An 11393-nucleotide genomic window follows, 5' to 3' on the forward strand; every position below is an offset into this window, starting at 1 on the left:
CCTGCTCGCGAAAGCGTCTATTGCGGCACCGCTAAACCGGCGTCTTATACCCCTCCTCCCGCTGCGCCGCCCGCGCCTGAATCACATTCAGAATCGCGCAGCCCTCGCGCATCAGCAGATGAACCGCGCTGGTCACCCGCGTCAAATCACAACCGGAGATGCCCTTGAGGTTAAGGCTGGCAAAGGTGTCGGCCAGATCACGCACGACCACAAACTGGTGCATCGCACAGGCGGCCCGAGTTCACTCCAGAAAGGTCAGGTTCTGTATTCGACCGGCCAACATCGTCGTAGAGTTATCTGCGAACCGAGACTATAAAAGCCGCGCCCGACGGCCGCAACGAGAGCTTCTGTCGGACTTTTCGGTATTTTTTGTGCGCCGTCCTCGACTGCCACTTTTCCCACAAAAGCCCCTCACCCTAGCCCTCTCCCGGAGGGAGAAGGAACCGATTGGGGGATGCTCAGGATCTGCGCCGACGTGGTGGACCGTGTTGAATGCGAAATTGAATTCAGCAGAAAATCTCAAGCTTGCCGCATTGACTAAAAACAACGCGGTCAGTCCCCTCTCCTGGGGGAGAGGGCTAGGGTGAGGGGCGAGTCAACTGACACCCCGCCCCAAACATTCACACCACCAATTCCATCACCGCGGCTTCGCCAACTCCATGATCATCCGCGACAACAGATAAATCCGCGGCGCCACGCTCGCCACTTCGGCATATTCCTCCGGCGTGTGAATATTGCCGCCGACGATCCCGAAGCCATCCAGCGTCGGTGTCCCTACGCCTGCGGACAAACTGGCATCCGCCGCGCCGCCGCTGCCCTCCTCGGTGAGCTTGCGGCCAATTTCGCCGTAAATGCCTTGAGCCATGGCCATCAAGCGATCGGACTCAGCGGTCTGCGGCATCGGCGGCAATCCGCGCTGCAGAGAGGTTTTCACCTCGGTCTCGGCAATCAACTTGTCCTGCGAGACCCGCGCCAGATCCTTCTCGATACGATCGAACTCTTCCGGCACCGCCGCGCGCACATCAGCCTTGGCCGTGGCCTGGTCCGGGATTACGTTGGTGCGATCACCGGCCTTGAGCACGGTAAAGTTGATGGTGGTCTTCTTCGCTTCATCGCCGAGCTTGCCCAGTTGCAGAATCTGGTGCGCCGCTTCCATCGCCGCGTTCCGGCCCAATTCAGGCGCGACCCCGGCGTGGGCGGCTTTGCCTTTGACTTCGACCAGCGCCGTCGCACTGCCCTTGCGCCACACCACCAGACCATCGGCCGGGCGCCCCGGTTCGAGGTTGAGGGTGACGTCGTGCTGCTTGGCGGTTTTCTTGATCAGGTCGGTGGCGACGTCCGAGCCGGTTTCTTCGCTGGCGTCGAGCAGGAAGGTGATCTGCGCGTAATCCTTGAAGTCGAGGTTCTTCAGCACCTTCAGCGCGTAGATGCCGGCAACGATGCCACCCTTGTCGTCCATTACGCCCGGCCCGTAGGCGCGGCCGTCCTTGATGTGGAAAGGCCGCTCGGCGGCGGAGCCTTCCTTGAACACCGTGTCCATGTGCGCCATCAGGAGGATCTTCGCTTTGCCGGTGCCTTTGAGCGTGGCCAGCACGTGGTTGGATTTTTCCGGGGTGTTGGGCACCAGTTCGATGGTGGCGCCGAGTTTTTTCAGTTCATCGATGGCAATGTCGCTGACCTGTTTCAGGCCCGGCTCATAACCTGAGCCGGAGTCGATATTGACCAGCCGCTCCAACAATTTCAGGGCTTCGGGCTGATACTGCTCGGCATCGGCGAGCACTTGTTTGTGCGGTTCGGCGGCGTTTGCGGCCGAGAATGCGAGGGACAGACCGAGGCTGGCGGCCAGCAGAGAGCGGGGAAAGGAGAACGTCATGAAGCAGTCCTTGTTTCGTGTCGGAGGGATTCAACCGTAACCGACATTGACGCAAGGCTCTATAGCGAATGCGACACTCTCCAGACCGACACCGAACAAACCTGTAGGAGTGAGCCTGCTCGCGATAGCGTTGTATCAGTCAGCATTCAAATCACTGACAGATTGCTATCGCGAGCAGGCTCACTCCTACAGTTTCAATCGGCGGGGTGTCCCTCAGACCGAATCCAGCAGCGCCTGCCTCGGCTTGTTGTCGCTGTTGCAGATCACCCGATTGCGCCCACCCGCCTTGGCTTCGTACAAGGCCTGATCGGCATCGTCCAGCCAACGCGTGGCGTCGGCATGGCTCGGGTCATACGCGGCCAGGCCAATGCTCAGACTGACCTTCAACGCCGGATTCTGCTCATAGCCCAGCGTCACGAAGCGTTCGCGCAAGGCTTCCATGGCCTGAGCGGCATTGAACAGCGGCAGTTCCGGCAGAATCACGCAGAACTCATCCCCGCCGTAGCGCCCGGCGACATCGGTGGCGCGCAGATTCTGCTTGAGCAGTTTGCTCAACTGGCGCAGGACGATATCGCCGGCGACATGGCCGTAGGTGTCATTGATCGCCTTGAAGTGATCGATGTCGATCAACGCAATCGCCGCGCCTTGCTGCTGGCGTTTACAGCGCTGGAATGCGAGGTTCAGTTGATCCTTCCACGCGCCGTGATTGAGCAGCCCGGTCAGGCTGTCGGTGCGACTCAACGCCAACAGCTCACGCTTGTGCCGGCCGAGGGTGGAGGCCTGACGAAAGCAGATCCAGCCAAGCGCCAGCGGATACAGCAACAACAAAGGCAAACAGGCGTAAAGCTGCAATGGCGAAGTCGGCGGGATGAACGCCGGTGCGAACACCACCAGCCCGACGCCGATACCCAATAGCTGTGCCGCCGTCCCGGCGAGCAGGAATCGGCCACCGCCAATGGCGACATTGTTCATCGCCATCATCGAAATCGTGGTTGCGCTGGGCAGCGGATTGAACTGCATGGCAGCGACCCAGAAGCCGCCCATGAATGCATCGATCAGCAAGTTGCGGTGTTCGGCGCGGAACGGCACGCTCGAGCGGCGCGCCCATTGAAACGCCAGATGCGGCCAGATCAGGCCATTGAACAGCATCAGGCCCCACACCCACAGCGGCGGATCGAGGGAATACATCGCCACGCTGACGCACATGAGCCCGAGCAGCAGCCCGAACAACCGCGACCTGTACAGCCTCCTGGCCAGTGAAAGTCCCTTTCCCCGCGTATTTCCCATAAGGGCCTCGACCGCGCGCTGCAATGGTTTCACCCCGACACGGATGTGTTCGGAGTCTATCAGGGCGCCGCTAAATAGCCATCACCGGCCAGCGGCCTGAATAGAGCGCTATCAGCGCCGCACACGAAGCCCAGAGTTGGCTATAAATGAAACAGGGAAAAGGAAAAACAACTATAAAAAGGGGACCCATGCACACCTACCATGTGTTGATCATCGGCAGCGGTTTTGGCGGCCAGTGCGCGGCGGTCAACCTGCTCAAGGCCGGGATCGATGACTTTCGCATACTGGAGCGACGCGACTTTTTCGGCGGCACCTGGTGCCAGAACACCTACCCCGGCGCAGCGGTGGACGTGCCGTCGCCGCTGTATTCGCTCTCGTTCGCACCCTACCGCTGGTCGCAGATGTTTGCCGGACAGGCAGAACTGCAGCGCTACACCGAGCAAGTGATCGAGCAGTTCGGTTTGCGCGACCGCGTGGAGCTGCAAGCCGACGTCGAGCGCGTCGAATGGGACGAAGCGGATAAATGCTGGACGGTGTACACCCGTGCCAAAGGCATCTTTCACACACAGTTCCTGATCAACGCCTCCGGTCCGTTAAGTCAGCCGGTCATCCCACACTTCCCCGGGATGGATCGCTTTCAAGGCAAGACTTTTCATACAAACCATTGGGATCACAGCTACGACTATCGCGGTAAACGCGTGGCGATTGTCGGCAGCGGTGCCAGCGCGGCCCAGGTGATTCCGGCAATTGCACCCCAGGTCGAACACCTGCATGTGTTCCAGCGCACGCCGCATTGGGTGCTGCCACGTGCCGATCGCAAATTCGGCCGCTTCCAGCGTTGGCTGCTCGGCTTGAAGCCGGCGTACAAGCTGCTGCGCTGGCTGATCTACTGGCAATTCGAAACCCGGGTGATCGCCTTCAAATACTCGAAACCGGCGATTCACCTGGTCCAGCAACATGCGCTGCGGTTCCTCAAACGCCAGGTTCCAGACCCGGTGCTGCGGCAGCAACTCACTCCGGATTTCACCATCGGCTGCAAGCGGGTGCTGGTCTCCAGCACGTATTACCCGGCGCTGAGCCGCGCCAACGTCACGCTGCACAGTCGCGAGCATGGCATCGCGTCGATCGACGAAAGCGGGATCAACAGGGTGGACGGCGATCATGTCGATGTTGATCTGATCGTCTGGTCGACCGGTTACGACGCCACCGACGGGGTGATTTCCTACCCGGTCAGCGGCAAGAACGCGGTGCAACTCAGAGATGTCTGGGCCGAATATCCGCGCGCCTACCTGGGCACCAGCCTGCCGGATTTCCCCAACCTGTTTATCGTCACCGGGCCGAACACCGGTATTGGCCACACTTCGGCGCTGTTCATCATCGAATCGCAGATGAACTACATCCTCGACTGCATTCGCACCGTGCAGGCCAAAGGCCTGCGCAGCATCGAAGTGCGCCATGACGCGGAACGTACCTACACTGCAATGATCCACCGGGAAATGCAGCGCACCGTGTGGAAGTCCGGCGGTTGCCACAGTTGGTACCAGAGCAAGAGCGGCCATGTGATCGCGATGTTTCCCGGCTTCAGTTTCAGCTATCACCTGCTGACCCGAGCGCTGAAACCGGCCGACCATATTTTGTCCTGAACACGTATAAGGAAGACGTCGATGCTTTTGCTGTTTGTCGCCCTCGCGGTTTTCGTGGCCTGGAGCTGGTTGAGTTACCCAGCGGTCGGCCATTGGCTGTACGACCTGGCCATGGCCATCGAGGCCAGGTTGTACAAACTGCACAAGATCGAAGTGCCGATCGCCGAGATGACCGTGTCGACCTGGCAAGGCGGGCCATACGAGGCGTCCAGCACGATTCTGATGCTGCACGGCTTCAGCGCCGACAAAAATCTCTGGCTGCGCTGCGCCCGGCATTTCGTACGCGAGTATCGGGTGATCATCCCGGATCTGGCCGGCCACGGCGAAACCGGCTTCAAGGCCGGAGGCGGTTATGACATCGCGGTTCAGGCCAAACGCATGATTCAGCTACTCGATGTCTGCGGCGTGGAAAAAGTCCATGTGATCGGCAACTCCATGGGCGGCTACATCGCTGCGTGGCTCGCGGCGAGCTATCCCGAGCGGATCGCTTCGCTGGCCTTGATCGACCCGGCCGGCGTCACCGCACCAGAGCCGAGCGACATGGAGCGCCACCTGGCACGCGGGCACAATCCGTTCCTGATCAACTCCCGTGAAGAATTCCAGCGTTTCTACGCCATGACCATGGAGTCGCCGCCGTGGGTGCCGAAACTGGTGCTGGACGCCGTCGCCCAGCGCTACGAGCAACAACGTGACGAGCTCGAAGAAATCTTCCGCGACTTCCATGCCAGCCCGCCGATGGAGCCGAAACTGGCCGACATCCAATGTCCGGCGCTGCTGCTGTGGGGGCGCAAGGATCGCTTGATCGACGTCAGCAGCGTGCCGGTCTGGAGCAAGGGCATTGCCAACCTTGAAGTGGATGTGTGGGACCACGTCGGGCACATGCCGATGGTCGAACAGCCGGCGAACACGGCGCGGCGGTATCAGCAATTCCTGGGATCGCAAAAATGAACGCTTACCTCGTGGCGAGGGAGCTTGCTCCCGCTGGGCTGCGCAGCAGACCCAATCCCGGTGCGTTGAATCAGACGCGCATTGATAGCAGAGGGGCCGCTTCGCGCCCCAGCGGGAGCAAGCTCCCTCACCACAGGTGGGTATTTCAACAGGACATCGGCGGTGGGCGATGAACATCCTTTACGACGAACGCCTCGACGGTCCATTGCCCGAAGTGGACAAGGCCGAACTGCTCAAGGCCCTGCAGCAGGCCCTGCCGGACCTGGACATTCTCTGGCGCGAGGATGAACTCAAGCCTTACGAATGCGACGGCCTCTCCGCCTACCGCACCACGCCCATGCTGGTCGCCCTGCCCCGGCGAATCGAGCAAGTGCAAACCCTGCTCAAACTTTGCCATCGGAACAATGTGCCGGTGGTCGCCCGGGGTGCCGGCACGGGATTGTCTGGCGGCGCGCTGCCACTGGAAAAAGGCCTGCTGCTGGTGATGGCGCGCTTCAACAACATCCTGCATATCGACCCCGCCGCACGTATCGCGCGGGTTCAACCCGGCGTGCGCAATCTCGCCATCTCTCAGGCCGCAGCTCCGTTCGGCCTGTATTACGCGCCCGATCCGTCATCGCAGATCGCCTGTTCGATCGGCGGCAACGTCGCGGAAAACGCAGGTGGCGTGCATTGCCTCAAGTACGGCCTGACCGTGCACAACGTACTGAAAATCGAAGTGCTGACCATCGAGGGCGAACGCCTGACACTGGGCTCTGAGGCGCTCGATTCAGCCGGTTTTGACCTGCTCGCCTTGTTCACTGGCTCCGAGGGATTGCTGGGCACCATCACCGAAGTCACGGTGAAGCTATTGCCCAAACCGCAAGTCGCCAAGGTTTTGCTTGGCAGTTTCGATTCAGTGGAAAAGGCCGGCCGCGCGGTCGCCGAGATCATCGCCGCCGGGATCATTCCGGGTGGGCTGGAAATGATGGACAACCTGGCCATTCGCGCCGCTGAAGACTTTATCCACGCCGGTTACCCGGTCAATGCCGAGGCGATTCTGCTGTGCGAACTCGACGGCGTCGAAGCCGACGTGCACGACGATTGCCAGCGGGTGCGCGAAGTGATGACAGCAGCCGGGGCCACTGAGGTGCGCCAGGCTCAGGACGAGGCCGAACGCGTGCGTTTCTGGGCCGGGCGCAAAAATGCCTTCCCGGCGATCGGTCGGTTGTCGCCGGATTATTACTGCATGGACGGCACCATCCCGCGCCGCGAATTGCCCGCTGTGCTGCAAGGTATCGCCAGCCTCGGCGAGGAATTTGGCTTGCGCGTGGCCAACGTTTTCCACGCCGGTGACGGCAACATGCACCCGCTGATCCTGTTCGACGCCAACCAGCCGGGCGAGCTGCATCGTGCCGAGGCCTTGGGCGGCAAGATCCTCGAACTGTGCGTGAAGGTCGGCGGCAGCATTACCGGTGAGCACGGCGTCGGGCGCGAGAAAATCAATCAGATGTGCGCGCAGTTCAACAGCGACGAGTTGCTGCTGTTTCACGCGGTCAAAGCCGCATTCGATCCGCAGGGCCTGCTCAACCCCGGCAAGAACATTCCGACCCTGCACCGCTGCGCCGAATTTGGCGCGATGCACATTCACGCCGGGCAACTGCCCTTCCCCGAGCTGGAGCGATTCTGATGGCTGATTTCGATGCCGCCGAGGCCCTGCTCGACCAAGTGAATGCTGCGCGAGCCAATGCCATGCCGTTGAGGATTCAGGGCGGCAACAGCAAGGCGTTTCTTGGTCGCGAGGTGGCCGGCGAAGTGCTCGACAGCCGCGCCCATCGCGGCATCGTCCAGTACGATCCGACGGAACTAGTGGTCACGGTGCGCGCCGGCACGCCATTGTCCGAACTGCTCGCGGCGCTGCATGACGCCGGACAAATGCTGCCCTGCGAACCGCCATCCTTCGCTGACAGCGCCACGGTCGGCGGCATGATCGCCGCAGGGTTGTCCGGGCCGCGCCGGCCGTGGTCCGGTTCGGTACGCGATTTCGTCCTCGGCACGCGGGTGATCACCGGTCTCGGTCAGCATCTGCGCTTCGGCGGCGAAGTGATGAAAAACGTCGCCGGTTACGACCTGTCGCGACTGATGGCCGGGAGTTTCGGCTGCCTCGGCGTGCTGACCGAAGTGTCGCTGAAAGTCCTGCCGAAACCACGCCAGTGCCTGAGCATTCGCCTCGACATCGATTGTGTCCGCGCTTTGAGCAAACTCGCCGAGTGGGGTCAGCAACCGCTGCCGATCAGCGCCGCGTGTCACGACGGCCAAAGTCTGTATTTGCGCCTGGAAGGTGGCGAAGGTTCGGTGACAGCGGCGCATCAACGCCTCGGCGGCGAACCGCTGGATTCGGTTTTCTGGCGCGATCTCAACGAACAACGCCTGAGGTTTTTCGACGAAGGCTTGCCGCTGTGGCGCCTGTCATTGCCAAACAATCTCGGCCCGCTCGAGCTGCCCGGCGAGCAACTGATCGACTGGGCGGGCGCACAACGCTGGCTTAAATCCGATAGCACCGAGATTCACGCCCTCGCCCAGTCCTTTGGCGGTCATGCGACGTGCTTTACGCACGGCGCCACCGATTCGCCGTTTCAACCTTTGGCGCCGACCTTGCTGCGCTACCACCGGCAACTCAAGGCACAACTCGACCCGCAAGGGCTGTTCAACTCCGGGCGAATGTACGCGGAGGTCTAGCCATGCAAACCACGCTCAGCGAGCAATCGCGCCAATTACCCCGCGCCGCCGAGGCGGAAAAAATCCTGCGCACCTGCGTGCATTGCGGCTTCTGCAACGCGACGTGCCCGACCTATCAATTGCTCGGCGATGAGCTCGACGGGCCGCGCGGGCGCATTTATCTGATCAAGCAAGTGCTGGAAGGCGCGCCGGCCACCGAGCAGACGCAGCTGCATCTGGACCGCTGCCTGTCGTGCCGCAACTGCGAAACTACCTGTCCGTCCGGGGTCGATTATCACAACCTGCTCGACATTGGCCGCGCGGTGGTTGATCACGCGGTGCCGCGCCCGGCAGCCCAGCGCTTGCTGCGCGAAGGCTTGCGCGCGCTGGCGCCGAATCCGGGTTTGTTCAAGGGATTGCTGCGAATGGGCGCGACCTTTCGACCGCTGCTGCCGCGCCTGCTGGAAAGCAAACTGCCGCAGCACGCCGCCATTACGAGTCCGCGTCCCGCTGCACGGCATGCGCGCCGGGTGTTGTTGCTTGAAGGTTGCGTACAACCGGGGCTGTCGCCGAACACCAATGACGCGACGGCGCGGGTCCTCGATCGTCTGGGCATCAGCGTGACGCCGGTGAGCGAGGCCGGTTGTTGCGGCGCGCTCGACTATCACCTTGACGCCCAGGCCAAGGGCCTCGACCGCGCTCGACAGAACATCGATGCCTGGTGGCCGCATCTGCAGAACGGTGCCGAAGCCATCGTGCAGACAGCCAGTGGCTGTGGCGCGTTCATCAAGGATTACGGGCATTTGCTGGCGGGCGATCCAGTCTATGCGTTGAAAGCACGGCGGATCAGCGAAATGACTCGGGATCTGGTGCAAGTCATCGCGGCGGAACCGCTGGAACAGGTGTGCGCCGCCAGCGAACGGCGCATCGCCGTGCATTGCCCGTGCACTTTGCAGCACGCACTGAAACTCGGCGGCGCGGTGGAAGCAGTGCTGACCCGACTCGGTTTCAACCTCACTCAGGTACCGGACGGGCATTTGTGCTGCGGCTCGGCGGGCACTTACTCGCTGACCCAACCCGTGCTGGCGCGGCAACTGCGCGACCAGCGCCTCAACGCGCTCGAAAGTGGCCGGCCGGAATTGATCGTCACGTCCAACGTCGGCTGCCAGAGCCATCTGGCCAGCGCCGGGCGCACGCCGGTCAAGCATTGGATCGAGCTGGTGGATCAGTCGTTGGCAGAATGAAGTTCGTAGGATTCTTCGTTTGCCCGCGTGGGCGAAGGCTGCGATCTTTTCCGGCATCCATTCCGTGACCGTGGCAGGAATTTTTTTCATGACCGTGCAGCCGTTCGTCAGTCCCGACCTGATCCGCCAACGCTTCTCCCGAGCGATGTCCGACATGTACCGCGAAGAGGTGCCGCTGTACGGCGCGCTGATGGAACTGGTAGAGAACACCAACCGCGACGTGCTGGCACGTCAGCCTGAGATTGCCGGGCACCTCAGGCGCACCGGCGAAATCGAGCGGCTGGACATGGAACGCCACGGTGCCATTCGCGTCGGCACGGCGAGCGAACTGGCCACCCTCGCCCGCCTGTTCGCGGTGATGGGCATGCAGCCGGTGGGTTATTACGACCTGACGCCGGCGGGCGTGCCGGTGCATTCGACGGCGTTTCGCGCGGTGCATGAAGAGGCGCTGCGAATCAGCCCGTTTCGTGTGTTCACCTCGTTGCTGCGCCTGGAGCTGATTGAAGCCCCTGAACTGCGTTCTTTTGCCGAGTCGGTGCTGGCCCGTCGTTCGATTTTTACCGACTCCGCGTTGCGCCTGATTGAACAGGCGGAAACAGCGGGCGGGCTGAACGAAGCTGACGCCGCAGAATTTGTCCGACAGGCACTGGAGACTTTTCGCTGGCACCACAGCGCCACCGTCACTGGCGCGCAGTACCAGAAACTCAGCGCCCAGCACCGTTTGGTCGCCGATGTCGTTGCGTTCAAGGGCCCGCACATCAACCACCTGACCCCACGCACGCTGGACATCGACACCGTTCAGCAACAGATGCCTGCCCATGGCATCACACCCAAAGCGGTGATTGAAGGCCCACCGCGCCGCAAGTGCCCGATCCTGCTGCGCCAGACCAGCTTCAAGGCGCTGGACGAGCCGATCGCCTTCACCGACCAGCCTGAAACCCTTGGCAGCCACAGCGCCCGGTTCGGCGAAATCGAACAACGCGGCGCTGCCCTGACGCCCAAGGGGCGCGCGCTGTATGACCGCCTGCTGAACGCCGCCCGCGATGAACTGGGCGATTTTCCCAACGAAGCCAATGCTGCACGTTACAACGCGCTGATGACTCAACACTTTGCGGAATTTCCTGACAGCGTCGAGGGCATGCGCGAACAGGGGCTGGCGTACTTTCGTTATTTCGCCACGGAAAAGGGTTTGGCCGCTGGAGGACTTGGTGAGTCGTCCTTGGAGGACTTGCTGCGCGATGGCTACGTGAAAGCGGAGCCGCTGGTGTACGAAGATTTCCTGCCGGTGAGCGCGGCGGGGATTTTTCAGTCGAACCTTGGTGATTCTGCGCAGACGCATTACGCCGAACATTCCAATCGCCAGGCATTCGAACAGGCGCTGGGGCGCTCGACCATTGATGAGTTGGAGTTGTATGCCGAGACGCAGCGGCGTTCGCTTGAAGAATGTGCCGAAACTTTGGGTATCAACCTGACCTGAGCTTTGCGCCGCTCTCCTGTAGGAGTGAGCCTGCTCGCGATAGCGGTCTGTCAGTCGCCAATGATTTGCCTGACCCGCCGCCTTCGCGAGCAGGCTCGCTCCCACAGGTTTCGCGCATGAACACGACTTCGGGGCAAACCACTTATCCCCCTGTAGGAGCGAGCCTGCTCGCGATAGCGGTATGTCAGTCGCCAATGATTTGCCTGAACAGCCTGCTCGCGAAG

The 11393-nt window shown here is 61.7% G+C and carries 8 protein-coding genes and 1 pseudogene; 6 read left to right on the forward strand and 3 right to left on the reverse strand.

Annotated features, from left to right (window positions below; genetic code table 11):
• Positions 1–31 precede the first annotated feature (31 nt).
• The 3 genes and pseudogenes from DCO47_RS22090 to DCO47_RS22100 form a co-directional block, all read right to left on the reverse strand.
• Positions 32–235 (reverse strand): annotated as a pseudogene (locus DCO47_RS22090) (hypothetical protein); the annotation flags it as partial.
• A 402-nt stretch (positions 236–637) separates the two neighbouring features.
• Positions 638–1873: a M20/M25/M40 family metallo-hydrolase gene (locus DCO47_RS22095; protein ID WP_116658919.1), complete on the reverse strand. Its 1236-nt coding sequence runs from the start codon at positions 1871–1873 to the stop codon at positions 638–640.
• Between the two features lie 213 nt (positions 1874–2086).
• On the reverse strand, positions 2087–3160 hold the full coding sequence (locus tag DCO47_RS22100; protein WP_116658920.1) for a diguanylate cyclase: 1074 nt from the start codon (positions 3158–3160) through the stop codon (positions 2087–2089).
• Between the two features lie 188 nt (positions 3161–3348).
• Here DCO47_RS22100 and DCO47_RS22105 point away from each other — a divergent pair, with 188 nt between their 5' ends.
• The 6 genes from DCO47_RS22105 (at position 3349) to DCO47_RS22130 (ending at position 11169) form a co-directional block, all read left to right on the forward strand.
• Positions 3349–4803: an NAD(P)/FAD-dependent oxidoreductase gene (locus DCO47_RS22105; protein WP_083353114.1), complete on the forward strand. Its 1455-nt coding sequence runs from the start codon at positions 3349–3351 to the stop codon at positions 4801–4803.
• Between the two features lie 21 nt (positions 4804–4824).
• A complete protein-coding gene (locus DCO47_RS22110; RefSeq protein WP_116658921.1) occupies positions 4825–5751 on the forward strand; it encodes an alpha/beta fold hydrolase in 927 nt (308 codons plus the stop codon).
• A 169-nt stretch (positions 5752–5920) separates the two neighbouring features.
• Positions 5921–7420, forward strand: coding sequence for a glycolate oxidase subunit GlcD (glcD, locus tag DCO47_RS22115; protein WP_116658922.1), 1500 nt, complete (start codon positions 5921–5923; stop codon positions 7418–7420).
• Entirely contained in the window at positions 7420–8469 is a 1050-nt protein-coding gene (glcE, locus tag DCO47_RS22120; RefSeq protein WP_116658923.1) for a glycolate oxidase subunit GlcE, read from the forward strand. Before glcD ends, glcE begins: the two co-directional genes overlap by 1 nt.
• 2 nt (positions 8470–8471) lie before the next feature.
• A complete protein-coding gene (gene glcF / locus DCO47_RS22125; protein WP_116658924.1) occupies positions 8472–9692 on the forward strand; it encodes a glycolate oxidase subunit GlcF in 1221 nt (406 codons plus the stop codon).
• Positions 9693–9780: 88 nt separating this feature from the next.
• Complete coding sequence (locus tag DCO47_RS22130) at positions 9781–11169, forward strand: VOC family protein (RefSeq protein ID WP_116658925.1); 1389 nt, start codon at positions 9781–9783, stop codon at positions 11167–11169.
• Positions 11170–11393: the final 224 nt, after the last annotated feature.

The sequence above is a fragment of the Pseudomonas sp. NDM genome (assembly GCF_003105095.1).
GTDB classification, from domain to species: domain Bacteria; phylum Pseudomonadota; class Gammaproteobacteria; order Pseudomonadales; family Pseudomonadaceae; genus Aquipseudomonas; species Aquipseudomonas moraviensis_A.